14 protein-coding genes and 3 pseudogenes are annotated in these 15,151 nt (G+C 69.0%); 4 read left to right on the top strand and 13 right to left on the bottom strand.

The window, feature by feature from the left end; genetic code table 11:
• Positions 1-9: 9 nt before the first annotated feature.
• The 7 genes and pseudogenes from ACIRA5_RS19175 to ACIRA5_RS19145 all read right to left on the bottom strand — a co-directional run bounded on the left by ACIRA5_RS19175 (position 10) and on the right by ACIRA5_RS19145 (position 6,581).
• Positions 10-1,209: a hypothetical protein gene (locus ACIRA5_RS19175; RefSeq protein ID WP_403692074.1), complete on the bottom strand. Its 1,200-nt coding sequence runs from the start codon at positions 1,207-1,209 to the stop codon at positions 10-12.
• A gap of 98 nt (positions 1,210-1,307) precedes the next feature.
• Positions 1,308-1,434, bottom strand: a pseudogene (locus ACIRA5_RS19170) (NAD-dependent malic enzyme); the annotation flags it as partial.
• Positions 1,435-1,822: 388 nt separating this feature from the next.
• Positions 1,823-2,611: an enoyl-CoA hydratase/isomerase family protein gene (locus ACIRA5_RS19165; protein WP_403692072.1), complete on the bottom strand. Its 789-nt coding sequence runs from the start codon at positions 2,609-2,611 to the stop codon at positions 1,823-1,825.
• A 31-nt stretch (positions 2,612-2,642) separates the two neighbouring features.
• Entirely contained in the window at positions 2,643-3,536 is an 894-nt protein-coding gene (locus ACIRA5_RS19160; RefSeq protein ID WP_403692070.1) for an alpha/beta hydrolase, read from the bottom strand.
• A gap of 60 nt (positions 3,537-3,596) precedes the next feature.
• Positions 3,597-4,781 (bottom strand): alpha/beta fold hydrolase, encoded by a 1,185-nt coding sequence (locus ACIRA5_RS19155; protein ID WP_403692068.1) that lies wholly within the window; start codon positions 4,779-4,781, stop codon positions 3,597-3,599.
• 8 nt (positions 4,782-4,789) lie between these two features.
• A complete protein-coding gene (locus ACIRA5_RS19150; RefSeq protein ID WP_403692066.1) occupies positions 4,790-5,518 on the bottom strand; it encodes a flavin reductase family protein in 729 nt (242 codons plus the stop codon).
• A gap of 841 nt (positions 5,519-6,359) precedes the next feature.
• The gene (locus tag ACIRA5_RS19145; protein ID WP_403692065.1) at positions 6,360-6,581 is read right to left on the bottom strand and encodes a hypothetical protein; all 222 of its coding nucleotides are present in this window, start codon (positions 6,579-6,581) and stop codon (positions 6,360-6,362) included.
• Positions 6,582-7,271: 690 nt separating this feature from the next.
• Here ACIRA5_RS19145 and ACIRA5_RS19140 point away from each other — a divergent pair.
• Complete coding sequence (locus ACIRA5_RS19140; RefSeq protein ID WP_352047557.1) at positions 7,272-7,718, top strand: cupin domain-containing protein; 447 nt, start codon at positions 7,272-7,274, stop codon at positions 7,716-7,718.
• A 599-nt stretch (positions 7,719-8,317) separates the two neighbouring features.
• Here ACIRA5_RS19140 and ACIRA5_RS19135 read toward each other — a convergent pair.
• Entirely contained in the window at positions 8,318-8,725 is a 408-nt protein-coding gene (locus ACIRA5_RS19135) for a transposase family protein (protein ID WP_403692062.1), read from the bottom strand.
• Between the two features lie 55 nt (positions 8,726-8,780).
• Positions 8,781-8,999 (bottom strand): annotated as a pseudogene (locus ACIRA5_RS19130) (transposase family protein); the annotation flags it as partial.
• A 137-nt stretch (positions 9,000-9,136) separates the two neighbouring features.
• On the opposite strand from ACIRA5_RS19130, the gene ACIRA5_RS19125 reads away from it, so the two are divergent.
• A complete protein-coding gene (locus ACIRA5_RS19125; protein WP_403692060.1) occupies positions 9,137-9,796 on the top strand; it encodes an MSMEG_1061 family FMN-dependent PPOX-type flavoprotein in 660 nt (219 codons plus the stop codon).
• A gap of 189 nt (positions 9,797-9,985) precedes the next feature.
• Entirely contained in the window at positions 9,986-10,669 is a 684-nt protein-coding gene (locus ACIRA5_RS19120; RefSeq protein WP_403692731.1) for a maleylpyruvate isomerase N-terminal domain-containing protein, read from the top strand.
• Between the two features lie 269 nt (positions 10,670-10,938).
• On the opposite strand, the gene ACIRA5_RS19115 is transcribed toward ACIRA5_RS19120, so the two are convergent.
• The 4 genes and pseudogenes from ACIRA5_RS19115 to ACIRA5_RS19100 form a co-directional block, all read right to left on the bottom strand.
• A complete protein-coding gene (locus tag ACIRA5_RS19115) occupies positions 10,939-11,382 on the bottom strand; it encodes a heme-binding protein (RefSeq protein WP_403692057.1) in 444 nt (147 codons plus the stop codon).
• Between the two features lie 546 nt (positions 11,383-11,928).
• A complete protein-coding gene (locus tag ACIRA5_RS19110) occupies positions 11,929-12,441 on the bottom strand; it encodes a hypothetical protein (RefSeq protein ID WP_403692055.1) in 513 nt (170 codons plus the stop codon).
• Between the two features lie 743 nt (positions 12,442-13,184).
• Positions 13,185-13,409 (bottom strand): hypothetical protein, encoded by a 225-nt coding sequence (locus tag ACIRA5_RS19105; protein ID WP_403692771.1) that lies wholly within the window; start codon positions 13,407-13,409, stop codon positions 13,185-13,187.
• Between the two features lie 181 nt (positions 13,410-13,590).
• Positions 13,591-13,974: pseudogene (locus ACIRA5_RS19100) on the bottom strand (hypothetical protein); the annotation flags it as partial.
• A gap of 144 nt (positions 13,975-14,118) precedes the next feature.
• Between ACIRA5_RS19100 and ACIRA5_RS19095 the strand changes: the two are divergent.
• Positions 14,119-14,967: an MBL fold metallo-hydrolase gene (locus ACIRA5_RS19095; protein ID WP_403692053.1), complete on the top strand. Its 849-nt coding sequence runs from the start codon at positions 14,119-14,121 to the stop codon at positions 14,965-14,967.
• Positions 14,968-15,151: the final 184 nt, after the last annotated feature.

Below are 15,151 nucleotides of genomic sequence, written 5' to 3'. Positions count from 1 at the left end.
ACACATCGATCAGACGCTGTCGGACGAAGCTTTCAGCATCGTGTCGGGCACTTTCGGCGGCGCGGTGAACGCCGGCTGCAGTGTGGTGCCGTTGCCTGATGCTGGGTGCCTCTCGTCGGTGTCGGCCCAGTGGGTTGTGGGTGTGTCGTCAGTGGTGGCTCGGTGTGATGTGGGGCGGTCTTCTCCGGACCGGTGCGGGGTCGGGGCGGTCTGGGGCTGGGGCAATACGGGGGCGGCCGGGCGTTGTTCGGTGGTGCGGAAGGCCAGCAGGACTGCGGAACCCGCGGCCCACAGGATGAGTGTCGCCAGCGGGGCGAGGACGTGGGAGCCCTGGAAGTAGCTGAGGTCGGCGATGGCGCGGACGGCGGCGCCGGGGGGCAGCAGTGCCGACACGGCCCGTGCTCCGCTGGGCATCAGGTCGGTGCCGATGGTCGCGCCGCTGGTGGAGTTGCCGACGGTCAGCAGTAGCAGGGTGGCGAGGGGGATACCGAGGGGGCCGACGTAGGTGGCCAGCATCTTCGTGGTGAAGGCAGCGGCGGCGGCCAGCAGGGCCAGGACGAAGGCGAGGGGGAGATACGGTGCGGGGACGGCATCGAGGATGGGGCCGGCGATGGCGGCCGCGACAAGGCCCGACGCTGCGGCGAACCCGGCCATCAGGGTGAAACGGTGCCGCAGGTGGAGCAGGCTGCTGAGTCCCACGACGCTCTGGGCGAGGGCGAAGCCGGAGAGGGTCACCCCGAAGGAGACGTAGAACCCGGCCAGGCCGCGGGCGTCATACCGGTCGAGCGGCACGATGTCGGAGACGCTGAGGTGCTGGTCGGCGCCGTGTGCGTAGGCGGTGACGAGTTTGGCGACGGCGGTGGTCGTGGACAGGCCGTTCGCGCTCGCGACGTCGAGTTGGAGGCCTTTGCCGTGAGGGCCGGTGCCAAGAACGGCCACGGTGTCGCGGTGGCGCAGCGCATCGAGTGCCTCGGTGGTGGAGTCGGCGCGCCGGACGTCGATCGAGTCGCCCAGGGCCTGCTGGACCTTGTTCGCCAGCTGCGGTCCCGTGACCGCCACGGGGATCCGGTGGGGCTGGGGGTCGCGCATGAGTCCGATGTAGCAGCTCACGAACGCAGAGACGATGACCAGGCCGATCAGGAAGGGTTGCAGCCAGATGCGGATGGGAAGGCGGCGCCTGTGATGCGGGGGGTGGGGCTGGGGATGCACTCCGGGTTTCTCCATGACTGGTGGTGGCTCGACGACAGTGGGATCCGTTCGCGGTGACTCCGCTGGGTGGCTCACCGCCGGGCTGCCCCCTCGAGCCGGGCGGCGGTGGCGACGGCCTCGGCGACGCCGGGGGTGTAGGCGAGGGAGAGAGGGTCGTCGCTGTCGCGCAGCGGCACCGTCGATGTGATCGCCAAACTTGCCGCGGCGGTGCAGCGCGAAGACCGGCTTGCTGTCCCGGCCGACGGCTTCGCCGTACACGGCTGACGTGGCGCTTTCTGCGTTCATGACTGCTGTTCCTTCGTGCGCGTCGCGCCTGCCTGCCCTGGGCAGGCAAACGCGAGGGCTGCGGTGGAGGTCCGTTCCCCTGGGCTGGTGCCGTACGAGACGGTGCGGTCGCTCTGTCGTACGGGCGCCGTGTGCCGTGGTGCCGGGGGCCTAGCGGCCGGCACCGCCCGGGCCATGGTGTGGCCGCCCTGCCGGGCCTTGGTGCCGGTCATGCGGGGCCGGTCACGATGGGTGCCGTGCTCCGGGCATCGGTCACTCGTCGGCGGGTGCCCGCGGCAAGGGGCGTGGTGCCTGGGGAGGGGGCCTGCGGCTTTCTGGGGTGGCCCGGTCAGCGGCCCTGGAAGTCGACGGCGGGCCGGGGCTGCTTTGCCTTGAACGCCTTGACGGCAGAGGCGAGGCCCTGGTTGACGTCGTCGGTTTCGAACAGAGGCATGGCGATGTCGAACATCGCCTCGTCCGCGGCGGAGACGCCGCCGACGGCCCAGGCGCGCAGCAGGGCCTTGTGCGCGGCGTAGGCGCGGGTGGGTCCCTTGGCCACCTTGCGAGCGAAAGCGGTCGCCTCGGCCAGCAGGGTGTCGTCGGCGACGACCCGGTTGACGACACCGGCGTCGGCCATGACCCTGGCGGGCACCTGCTCGGAGGTGAGTGCCCACTCCGCGGCGCGTGCCCGGCCCGCACGCTCGGCGACCCGGTAGATCCCGCCGAGCAGGGTGACGATGCCCAGGGTCTGCTCGGGGTGGCCGAAGCGGGCCGTCTCGCCGGCGAAGATCACGTCGGCGCGGAGCGCGAGTTCCAGACCGCCGCCGAAGCACAGCCCGTGGACGGCGGCGATCACCGGCAGCGGGAGCCGCTCGAGCTGGTTGAAGACCTGCATGTAGCGTTCGAAGAGGGTCCGCAGTTCACGTACGTCCGCATCCGGCCAGTCGACGATGTCGCCACCGAAGCTGAAGTCCGGGCCCTCGGCGCGCACCAGGACCGCGCGGGCGTCGCTGTGGCCGATCGCCTCCAGCGCTTCGGCGAGGTCGGTGGCCATCTGGGGGTCGATGCGGTTCTGCGGCGGGTTGGTCAGGACCAGCGTGGCGAGGCCATCGTCGATGGAGTAGGTCAGATGGGGCATGGTTCGTCCTTGCACTCTGTGGGGGCGTTCGTCAGGAGAGGTGCCGGCGGAACCAGTCGAGGGCGCCGGTGCTCGCCTGGTCGAACTCGGTGGTGTACGGGTCGAAGTGGCCGCCGGGGATCATCTGCAGCCGCTTGGGCTCCAAGGCCTGCTCGAAGGCCGCGAGCCCCGTGTCGGTGAGGGTCACGGTGTCGTTCGCGGCGACCATCATGAGCAGCGGCGTGGGGGAGACCCGGGTGACCCAGGTCCCGGGCTCGTACATGCGGGCCAGTCGGTTGGAGCGGATCGTGACCTCGTTGCTCCACACGCCCTCCGGTACGGGCTGGAGGTAGAAGTCGATGGCTTCCTGCGTGCGGTAGGAGGCGGGCACAGCCGGGTTGTCGCCGACGACAGCCTGGGTGCGGGGGGCCTCGCCGCGGGCCTGGGCGCGCTCGTCCTCGTCGAAAGCCGCCTCCAGCTTCGTGACCGCTTCCGGCGCGATGCGGCGCCGCCCCTGCTCGAAGCCGCTGATGGTCGGCACCTGGGAGACGATGGCGCGCAGCCGCCGGTCGGTGGCGCCCAGCACGATCGCGTGGCCGCCGGCGTAGCTGGTGCCCCAGAGGCCGATCCGCGCGGCGTCGACCTCGGGTCGGCTCTCCAGGCAGGAGATGGCGCGGCGCCAGTCGGCGATCTGCCGCCAGGGGTCGATGTCCTGCCGGGGAAGGCCGTCGCTGGCGCCGAAGTTGCGGTGGTCGTGCAGCAGGACGACGAAGCCCGCCTCGGCGAAGGCCCGCGCGAAGGGCTCCAGGCCGTGGTCCCTGACCCCGGCATAGCCGTGGGCCATGGTGATCGCCGGGTGGGGGCCGGGACCGTCCGGCAGGAAGAGCCAGCCGCGCAGCGTGACCCCGCCGTCGGCGTCGAATGCGACATCCTCGCGCTGGACCATGGAACAACCTCCTCGGTGCGGCCAGGGCCGGGCCCTGGCCGGAATGACGGAAACGGGGGCTCAGCCTCGGTGGAAGTACTCGGCGTCGAGCACGCCGTTCAGCCTGCGGCCCAGTTCGGCGGAGAACTGGTGGACGGCACCCAGCGGCCGGTGGTGGATGGCAGCCCGGACGATCTGCCCGTCCGCGTTCTTCGTCAGGACCGTCACGCCGTCGATCTGCGTGCCGCCGAACGCGGTGGCCCGCCACTCCAGGTAGCAGCGCTCTCCGCTGACGGTCTCCTGGGTGAAGACGAGCGACTCGTAGATCGTGCTCGCCGCTGCCATCACGTTCTTGACCTGGTCGCGGCCCTCGACCGTGCGGGTGAGGACGCTCGCGTCCAGTGTCACGTCGGCGGCGAAAGCGTCGCTGAACGCGTTGGCCGACTTCTCCACGAAGGCGTTGGTCCAGGCCGGAACCCGCACGGCGGGCAGCGCGCGGGCCAGGAAGCGATCTAGGTGGCCCGCGACGCGGGTCGGCTGCTCCAGGTGGGCCCAGTGCCCGGCCTGGGCGACCGCCACCGTCTCGGGCGCGGCGAACCGCGGCGCGACCCCCTGGGCGACCGATTCGTCGGTGACGAAGCCGTCGTCCTCGGCGTGCACGATGAGCACGGGCCCCGTGTACCGGCTGGGCTGCTCGCCCGCCGGGTGCCCGGTGTTCCAGCAGTCGGCGGCCTCCCGCACGGTCTCGGGATGCATCCGCGTGCCGCTCACCACCAGCCGGTCGAGGTCCGCCTCCGCCAGCGCGGCCGACAGCTGCGTCCTGACCGCGCGCTGCGCGTCGCTGTCACCGCCCAGGGAACGGAAGGTGTCCATGACCTCGTCGGGCTGTCGGGTGCCGGCCAGTGGGACCGGGGTGACCAGGACCAGACCGAGAGCCCGGTCGGGGCGCTGTGCGGCCACCAGCTCGGCCACCGCCGATCCCAGGCTCTGCCCGACCATCACGAAAGGCTTGCCGAGGGCGTCGGCCACGGCGCCCACCTCGTCGGCGAACCGGTCGTAGGTGAACGGCCCGCTCGCCTGCGTGCGGTCGCCGCTCCCGGCCAGATCGAGGGTGACGCATTCGATGCCGGGAGTGGTGAGTTCGCCGATCAGGCCGTCCCAGACGTACTGGTCGTCCAGGAAGCCGTGGACGAACACCACAGCGAAGTCTCCCTCGCCCTGCCGCCGGAATCGCACATCGCTCGATCCGATCCGCTCTGTCCTCATTGCTGTGCTCACTTTCCGGGAGCGACCCTGACCTCGCCCGAGGGGGACCATTCCTCGGTGTTGATCGGGGACCAGTCGGCGGGCCGTCCGTCCAGGCGCTGCATCCGCCGGCCGTGCCGGGCTTCGAGCAAGTCCTTGTCCAGGGGGGTGGTGAAGACGTTCTCGACCAGCGTGTACTCGGCGGCCAGGCGTCCCACGGCCGGGAGGGCGGCGGTGTCGATCCGGCCCCGCTCCAGGTAGAGGTCGTCCCGGACGTGGAAGCGCACCACCCGGCCCCACACCACGTGGTCGACCATGTCGTCCCCGACGGGGATGATCCGGTCGACGACGCACTCGAACGAGATCGGCGCGTCCTTGACCCGGGGTGCGCGCACGACCTCTGACGGCTCCTTGCCCAGGTCGAGCGCCTCGAACTCATCCACGTCCGGCTCGAACCCGTACGCCGAACCGTGCATGGCGTCCGCCTGCGGCAGCGTCACCAGGTTGGTGACGAACTCGCCGGTGTCACGGATGTTGATGAAGGTGTCCTTCAGCGTGACGCCGTCCGCCTGCGGCTGCATGGTGATCGAGACCATGGGCGGCTTCCTGCCGACGGCGGTGAAGAACGAGATGGTCGCGAGATTGGCCACGCCCTCGGTCGACACCGTGCTGACCCAGGCCACGGCGCGCGGAATGATGCTTCCGATCAGCAGTTTGTACGCGTGGGCGGCGTCGAGTTCCGCAGCGTCGATGATCATCGTCAGACCTCCTTCGGTGGGAACGCGGCATGGGAACAGCGCTGCACGCCGTACGACCACTGCCGGGTGAACGGCTCATGGGTGGCGCCGGGGGAGGGGCGCTGCACTTCGAGCTCCCGTTGGAAATAAGCGTATGCCGTTTGGTTATGTCGCGCAAGTCGGGCATTACGGTACCTGGCCGCCACTGCCGGAGAATGTAGGAACATGGCTGCGTCGCGGTTGCCTGTGGCGATAGCGCGGCAGCGCCCGCTGTGGCGACGCTCAGAGCGGGTTGGCCGATGAGGATCCTGGGTGCTGGGTGCTGGGTGCTGGGTGCAGGCGCGAAGGGCGGATGCTTCGGGGCTCGGCTCGGCCCGGCCCGGCTCGCGCGGGCCGGCCGGGACGTGACCTTCCTGGTGCGGGCCGCCACCGGGCTTGCGCAGGCCGTCGACGGTATGGCGGCCGCGGTCGGTCACCGCCGCCAAGCTGCCGGAGGCCACGCCGCGCACGGCGGAGAAATCAAGCAGGAGCTCAGGGGCCAGCCGTATGCGAGCGCGGCCCACCCCGCCATGGGTGGCAGCGGACCAGTACCGGCCCGTGACCGCTTGGACCGTCTTGGCTGTGGCACGTCAGTCGAGATGTCTGGACAGATCGACGGTGTGTCGGACCAGGTGGGTTGAACATGGTGAGTAGTTCGAGCTCGGCGACGTCGGCGAGTTGGGTCAAGTCACCGACGTCCAGCTGGGAACGGCGACGGGCCCGCCCTGACCGGTGGCGGCGGGCCCAGGTGTCGCGTGCGGCGGCGTCAGTGGTCAGGCGTGAGGCGTCCGGAAGGGGGTGCGGTCGGCCTGGCACGGAGCGGTCACGTTCCGCCGCTGCCCCAGAGGCAGGTCCTCAGCGGGGCTCGCGACCGGCGTTGTCTGCCATGGCGGAAAGTCGGATGCGCGTCAGAGCGCGCCTCAGTCGGCTCGCTGATCCAGATCTCGCCCGGCAGGTAGCCGAAGTCGAGGGTCAGTGCAGCGAAGGCGGCACCGGCATCGCGGTCCATGACGGTGTGCCCTGCGCCGGTCAGGGCGTCGCGCAACTGGGTGTTCGTGGTCCCATCGTCCGGCGCGGACTCAGGGCGGGGGCACTCAAACGGCGTGCACCCGGCCGAGGAAATCGCGGACCGGGACGACGACCTTGTCCAGATGTGTCTCCACGAGCCGGTGTCCGCCGCGGTCAAGCAGCTGCAGCTAGGCACCGGGCAAGTCCCGGAGATGGGCGCGGGCGGCGCCCTCAGGTAAACAGCCGTCGTCACCAAGGCCACACATGACCAGTTGGCGCCCGCCCGTCGCCGTCCCACCGCACACATCGCAGACCTGGGAGCCGGGATCACGATGCTCCAGTACCGGCCGCCGCTTCTCTCAGGAGAAGGTCAGGGAAGAGGACCCGAGTGGGTGCACTTCCCGGAGTCCTGCCGGTCGAAGACCAGCTCCGCCGGAACTGCCGGTTACCGATGCCTGCCAGGTGCCGGCCGATGACATGGTGCGATGCGTTCTCGATGCCGCAGGCTCCCGGATTGTGGTGGTCGCCGACGGGAGGCAGAGTGGTCTCGGGACTATCTGAGCGAGGCAGAAGGCGCACGGTGTGTCACGGATGCGGGCTGTGGTCCTCATGATGGAGCAAGTTGTGTGAGCCCGGAACCGACGAACGAGTGGATCGCTTCACTGGTCCAGACACAGCGGTCGACGCAAGTTCGTCCATTTCAGGCAGGGTTACGGAGGTGTGGTGCATGTCAGAGAAGAACCCAGTGCACGGGACCGCCGACGAGGGGCACGAAATCTCGTTGCCGCCCGAAGTCCAGTTGCTGCAAGACGTCACTCCGCCCTTCTTCCCCGAGGGTGGTTCGGGAATGACCATCCTTGTCGATTGGCCTCCTGGTCACCCCGGGCTCCCTCCGCACCGTCACTCGGGGCCGTCGTTCGGCTACGTGATGGAGGGCGCGGTCCGGTTCGAGCTCGAAGGCGAGCCGGAGCGTGTGGTCGAGGCCGGTGGGACGTTCTGGGAGCCGGGTGGTGACGTGATCCACTACCAGGACGGCAACGCCCTGTCGGATGCGCCGACCAAGTTCGTCGTGACCATGGTGTGCGCGCCGGGTCAGCCGATGCTCAAGTTGGTCGACGAGGAGGAGCTGAAGGAGCGGGCGCACCTGCGGGCCCCACGTCCCTCCAAAGGCTGACCCGCGACGCCCTGCGATCCCGGGCTCCGCCTGCAAGTCCCGTCTGGCCCGCGGACGGACGGCGCTACGTTCGTCAACGCCCTAGGCGCTCCAGCACACCCAAGTGCGCATCCCCTGCATCCGGCCAGCTTAGTCTGGTGATAACACCCGGTTCAGCAGCCGAGCGCGCGCTGCTGCGGCCGGAAAATGACGTATCCAATTTTCTGACCAGCGAAGTGATTACTGCATGAGCAGAGGTTGACTGAGCTCCCTTAGCCGCATGCGATCAATCAGCGCACGGTTACGTGCTGACCCGCGATTGATCCTGGGGCGTGCTGGTCTGCGGGTTCGGCAAGCAGGTGGGTCAGCAGGCCGTGGCGCGGACGTGTACCAGCTCGGTGCTCGGGCTGTGCCGGGTGGGTCGTTTGGCGGCGCGGTCGGAGACCAGGGCAGCGATGGCGAGGTGGGTTTCGCCGTAGGTTCCTCGGCGGCCGGTGTTTCGCTGGAGCGGGCGCCACTGGCGGACTTCGGCGTTGGCGTGCTCGGCGCAGGGCGCGAGGACTGGAGTCGTTTCCTCGCGCCGGCCGTAGCGTTCGGTGACCGGCCCCTCGTTCGGGCCTTCATGTCCTTCGGTTTCCTGGGTGGGTGCTGACCTGGTCGGGGAACTCGTTGGCCAGGCCGCGGTAGCCGTCGTCGGCCTCGGCTCTCACGCCGGGGTGCTGGTGGAACCGGTCGGCGATGCCCTCGGTGCGCACGGAGGTCTGGTCGTGCGTCCGGGCGGGGCGCTGGGACCCGGACCACAGGGTGCGGTCCTGGCTGTCGCTGATCATGGTCGTCTTGACGGTGTGCTGCTGCCTGCGCTTGCCGGAGACGAAGGCCCGCCGGCCGGGACGGCCCGCCCGTCGGCGGCGGACCTGGGTCTCCATCCCGTCGATCCGCAAGGTGATGTCCTCGGCCGCGGCGTAGGCGAACATGTCGTCCAGGGTCCGCAACCGGATGCCCGGGCCGGTCGGGGACGGCGAATCCACGGTCCGCCAGCAGCGGGCGGACCTCCCGGATGGCCCGGCCGATCGTGGAGGATCCCACCTCGTAGAGCACGCCCAACGCCTCATGGGTGAGCCCGGTCCGCAGATGGACCAGTGTCACCAGGAGCCGGTCGTTGAAGACCGGTTCGTATTTCGGCCCGGCCCCCGCCTCCCGCCGACGGTCGCCGTCACGTCGCCCATGACGCCCGGACACGCAGGGCGCTACCCAGTGCGGGGCGAGTTCCGCGGTCAACTCGCCGAGATGTTGGCGCGACATCCCGCAGAAGTCAGGATGGGACATGGCCGCGCGGGCCTGTTCGATCGTCACGCACCAGACGACTTGCGCGGCCGTCTCCATGTCCCCGCCCCCACCGACCAACATCGATCGCAGGTCGGCTCGTTAGGGTCGGAGGCATGACGACACCTCTTGCCGGCAGTGCCTTCGACTCGCTCCGCCTCGACGCCGTGCCCGACCTGGAGGCATTGCGCCGGGCGTACGAACTCCCCGGCGACGCCGCTGTGCGCAAGCAGATGACCGAACTCACCGAGCAGACACGGCGGTTGATCGGCTGCTCATCGCTGGTCCTGGTCGCCAGCGCGGACGCCGAGGGCAACTGCGACGTCTCGCCGCGCGGCGGCCCCGCCGGGTTCGTCGCCGTCCTGGACGCACGGACGGTGGCGATACCGGACGCGACCGGCAACAAGCGGCTGGACACCCTGCAGAACGTCATTGCCACCGGACGGGCCGGGCTCCTGTTCGTCATCCCCGGGCGGACCACCACCCTGCGGGTGAACGGCCGGGCTGTCGTCTCCACCCGCCCGGAGCTGCTGTCCCAGCTGACCGCCGTAGGCAAGCCGCCGGCCAGTGCGCTGGTGCTGGGGATCGAGGAGGTCTACCCGCACTGCCCCAAGTCGCTGCTGCGCAGCGGGGCCTGGAAGCCGGAGCAGTGGCTGCCGACGGACGCCCAGCCGACCTCGGCCGAGGTGACGCTGGCCCAGCTGCGGATGCCGGAGCTGACGATCACCGACATCGAGCAGGCGGAGGCGGACTCGCTGAAGTACCGGTACGAGTAACGGGCCGATCTGCGAGTGAACCACCACCAGCCGAACCCCAGGCCGGCACGCCCCAAGATCAATCGCGGGTCAGCCCGTTGGGAGTGAGCAGCTCCGACGTGCGCCAGACGCGACCTCGATCGTTCCCAGGAGGCGGAGCGCGTTTGAGGTCTCCTGCTGCGCCTGTTCTGGTTGGGTAGCTTGATCGGCATGGAGCAGGGGCGGGTAGTTGAAGCGTTTCGTCTTGAGGCGGGGCAGCTCGCGCAGGCGATGACGGGGGTTTTGGCGGTCGAGTGGGGTCTGCCGACGCGATGTGCACCGTGGAAAGTGAGCGAGTTGCTGGCGCATGTCCGGGTGGTGATTGCCTGGCTGCCGGGCATGCTGGCCGCGCCGGCGCCGAACCGTGCCGAGGTCTCGGCAGTGGAGTACTACCGGCCCGACGACCGTTTCGCTCCGGACACCAACGCGGCTCGGATCGCTCTGGCCCAGGATCATGCGACCGAGCGGCTCAGCGGTGCCGTGCTTGCCGAGGACTTCAACGCCACTTGGCGACAGGTGGACCGACTGTGCCGGGCCGAGCCCGAAGGGCGTGTGGTGCGCACCCGGCACGGCGATCCGATGCTCCTGTCGGAGTTTCTGCTGACGCGCGTGGTTGAGGTCGCCGTGCACGGCCTGGACCTGGCGGACGCCCTGGGGCGCGAGCCGTGGCTGACTTCCCAGGCAGCAGATTTGGTGCAGGATCTTCTGCTCGGACCGGATGGGGCAGCGGCACTGGAGAAGCTGGGCTGGGGTCAGCTTCGCTTCCTGCGCAAGGCGACGGGGCGCGAGCCGATCACCAGGGAGGAAGCATGGGAAGTCAACCGCCGGGGTATCCGATGGCTCACGCTGGGTTGAGGACGTCGCCAACGGACACCGGCCGAACGATGGATCTCCATCGCGTTGTCATGGCCTGGGACGAAGCCGGGGCGTACGGAACTGCTTCTCCGGTGCCCTGGCCGGCGAAGTGATCACTGCATGAGCAGGGGTTGGCTAAGGCTGTCGCGCGGCCATGCACCCGAGCAAAGTCGCGACCAGGTCCTGTTGTCCGTCGAGCCAAGCGTTATCGGGTTCGTGCGCGATGCGAACTCGCCCCCAGGGGGTTGCCTGGCATCATCGCGTCGGCTTCATTTCTGGCCATCTACGGAACGGTTCTCCTGCCACCGCTGTACTGCCGTTTGCACGGCCTCCTCGTCTTCGAGAGCATGGGCACCGGATGCGCCTGCGGCACCGAGGATCAACTCACCGTCGGTGACCAGAACACCGCCGGCCCACGGGACGAAGTCGCCGCCGTAGAGGTGCTGGATGCTGTCGACGATCCCTCCGGGTAGGTTGATCTGGCTGGAGGGCTTCAGCGCGATGAGTGCTGTGCGCGCCTTGGCCACAGCAATTCGGCTGGTCATGGGCATACCACCATCGTCTCGCCGCAGGACGATCACCTCTCCGGCAACGTCGACAACGGCCACCGCCAGCGGAGGGAAGCCTCGCTCCGTACCGACCGCCAACGCGGCGTGCACTAACCAATCCGCCTCGGCCAACTTCAGCCCTGGAAGGCGCGGAGTATCAGACATGAACGCGAAATTATCGGCGACAGCTACTGGAGTCAAAGCAGCCATCATTCCAGGCGCGCAAACCGTGCATGCCCACAGTGGCCAACCCCGACGCGCGTCGGACACCGCTCCGACCGTACCGAGGACGGCCTCAGCCAGCCCTTTGACCAGTGAGGTTATTGCCGCACGAACGGCAGTTGACTGACGTCATGTGGAGCAAGCGATGCCGCTCCCGGCAGGACCGTCCAACGGAATCGACCTCCGAGACTCAAGGCCCCCGGCCACGCATACCATCGTAACGGGCAGCGACGTAGTAATTCGGGCTGGGGGCGTCGATGTCGGCGGCCGCCTCCGGCTGTTCGGCGGCCGGGGAATGACCGAGGCGTTCCTCGGCCTGGAACGAGACGAACCAGTAACCCCGCTTGCGCCGGACGTTCGTGAACGCGGACGGCAGGGCGCGGCGTCGGCGAGTGCCTTGCGCCTGGCTGTCTTGGCCGAGGGGGAGACGGGCGCGTCAACAACTGCTGGGCCCTATCGCGCTCGCGGCATGTCGACCGTCCGGAACTGTCACTGGGTCAGGTGCGGGGGCACCTCGCCGCCGAGCAGGGCGACCAGTCGGGCGAGGTGGGCGTCGAGTTCGCGGCCGACGTCGGTGATGCGCGGGTCGCCGTAGCTGGCGAACAGCAGGCTCGGCTGGTCGATGGCCAGTTTCGTGACGCCGTCGAGGTCCATGTACAGGAGGGTCCGCAGGGGGGCGTGGAGCATGACCGATGGGTCGTGGCGGTACATGCGTTCGGCGATGGTGTGGTTGCCCATGAGGTACTGGGTGGCCTTCCAACAGGACACCGATCCGGTCATCACCGCGGTGATGTCGCTGCGGTAATAGCGCATGAAGCCGTGCGGAGCGTTGATCTCGGCCAGTTCGAGCGTGGCCTGCCAGGAGGGCATGTCGTCGAAGCGCCTGAGATCGGCCTCGGGGACGTGGGTTTCGTAGTGCTCGCGGGCCGCGTCGTAGGGAGTGGGGAGCCCCACGACAAGCCGCCGGGCGGCGTGGTCGATGACGTCGGTACGCGTGGTCATCTGAAGTTCCTCCGGGAAAAGGGAACTCGAACCGGGCTCCTGCAACGCAGGGTGGGGGGAAGATTCGAACGGCCGCCTTCCACGTCTCGCGGTCCGCAGCCCGCCGCGTGGCCTGCCGCGGCGTCACCGTCGCGCGCTGGGTGCCCATCGCCCCGGACGCCCCGCGGTTGGAGCGAACGTGTCTGGTCTGGACGGGACCAGGCGGTGCAGGGGACCAGATGTAATCCCTCTTGCGCAGGGGGCGTCAGCTGCATGCCGAGGCGGAGGGCGGCGGCGCGGCAGGACGCCTCGGTGGGCGACGCCCGCCTACGGCGTGCTGGGCGGCGCTCTATTGGCAGCTCCTGCCCTGGTCACGGGCGGTCGGTACTCCCTTCAGGATGGCTGCCGGCCGGCAGGGGCGCGACCCGAGCCGGGCGGGGCGGGACGGCGCCCGCGCGGTTCATGGCCTCAGATGGCGGCGAGTGGGCGGTAGTTCGGCTGCCACATCGTCGTGCGATGGGGGCCGCGGGACGGCCCCCTCCTGAAGCCGCGGTGACGTGTTGTCGACCTTCGACTCACTGGCCTGGTCGAGCACCCGGATTCCGTAGCGTGAAGTTACTCAGGTGACCGACGATGTCTCGCTGGCACCGTTCGTGTCAGCCGCCGCTCTGTCGCCATCACGGCTTCTCCGGGTCACTTTCCCAGTAGCCCGATCGCTCCACACCACACCGGACCCGGGTTGAGCAGATCCGGGTAGAGCCCTGTCATCCGGTCGAAGAAATCGTGCGCGGCTCGAGCGCGGCGACGCGATCGATGGCCGTAAGCCATTTCCGCAGGCCGCCATCGCCGCCTTCGAGGATGTACTGATGCACCCCGTTGTAGGCGACGTCGCCGGCCACTATGAGACCGATGGACGGTACGTGCAGGACGGACGTCTCGTCGGTGTCCGTGTGTCCGACCTCGACGGCCTGGACCAGATTGCGCTCCAACTGGAAGCCGTCGGCGGGAATGGGCTGGGCCAGAACCGGGCTGTCGGGGATCAGGCCGGGGAAGCGCTTGTCCCAACATCTGTTCGCGCCCGTCGGTGGCCTGCTGCTGCATGACCTCGATGGTGCCGCGGGTCGCGTAGACAGTGACCCTGGGGAATCGCTTCACGAGTTCCGCGCTGCCGAACCAGTGATCGCCGTGCCCGTGGGTGGAGTAGATGTGGGTCAGGCGCCTGCCGGACCGCTCGACCCAGTCACCGACCTGTTCGGTCTGATCACGGGTGAAAAGCGGATTGACCAGCACGGCGTCGTCTTCCCCGAGGATCAGGGTTGAGGTCAGCGATGAGGAAACGAGTCTGGCGCCGTTCGGCAGCGTTCCTCGCCGGCCCGGGGTGTGCCGTCGGAAACGAAGGTCTCGTACTCCAGAGAGCTGGGCGCGGATGCGGTCATGATGACTCCTCCCTGAGGGGCGACGTGCAGCCCGCGCGGTCCTCTGGTCACGTACCTGCGGCGGCGGTCCGCTTGCGCAGCGGATTTCAATGCCTGCGCAACGACGACCATGCAACATAACCATATGCATTTTGACTCTGTCGTTAAGTCGAGTTACTTTCGGCTGGAGAAGTACGACAGGCCAGGCAGCATTCACAAGTATCGACATGGCTGATCGGTTACAGCTCCCTCGTAGCTGCCTCTGAGTCCCAAGGAAGCGATCATGCCCGGAGCGCAACTGAGCTGGAGTGTCCACGTGGCGCCGTCGATCCCTACCGAGATCGCGGACCTGCCGCCCGACGTCCCCCGGCGCATGTGGTCGCCCATCACGGCCACACTGATCACGGGCGAGCGCGATGCGGTGCTGGTCGACGCGCTGATGACTGCCGACCAGGCCGACCGGCTGGCCGACTGGGTTGCGGCGAGTGGCATGAACCTCGCCACGGTCTTCGTGACCCATGGGCACGGTGACCACTGGTTCGGGCTGGGCACCCTTCTTGAACGCTTCCCCGGAGCGCGCGCAGTGGCGACGCCGGCGGTGGTGGAGCAGATGAAGAAGCAGATGGCACCGGAGTTCGTGGCGTCGTTCTGGGACAAGCGCTTCCCCGGCCAGATCCCGGACAGGCTCGTGGCCGCGGAGCCGCTGGCCGACGATCGGCTGGAGTTGGAGGGCCATGACCTTGTCGTCGTGGGGCTCGGGCACACAGACACCGATGACACCACCTGTCTGCACGTGCCGTCGATCGACCTGGTCGTGGCCGGAGACGCCGTCTACAACGATGTTCACCTCTATCTCGCCGAATCGCCCGCCGAGGGCCGGCGAGCCTGGCTGAACGCGCTCGACACCATCGCCGCGCTGGAGCCAGCAGCGGTGGTCGCGGGACACAAGAACCCCGACCGTCCGGACGACCCGAAGGCAATCTCCGAGACCCGGCGCTACATCCACGACTTCGAGGTGGTCGCAGAGCGCACCACGACCACTCTCGACCTCTACCGCGGCATGTTGGAGCTGCATCCTGGCCGCGTCAACCAGGGCGCGCTGTGGGGCTCGGCGAGGTCCGCCAAGGGCTGAGCGGCCGCGCCTGGCCGCCTGGTCGCGCAACGGTCGGGGCGCCCAGGGCGAAGAGGCGTCAGCCGAGTGCGTATCCGACGTCCGGATGCTTCTGTCCGCGACGCACCCGAGCCGCACAGCCCGCATGGGCGAACCCGCCGGACCCTACGCGGAACTTCGGGAAGCTGTCGCTCGTCATTCGGAG

This window comes from Streptomyces sp. NPDC096311 (assembly GCF_044763085.1).
Classification (GTDB): domain Bacteria; phylum Actinomycetota; class Actinomycetes; order Streptomycetales; family Streptomycetaceae; genus Streptomyces.
The sequence above is the reverse complement of the archived record's forward strand: the minus strand, read 5'-3'. Positions and strand labels throughout refer to the sequence as shown.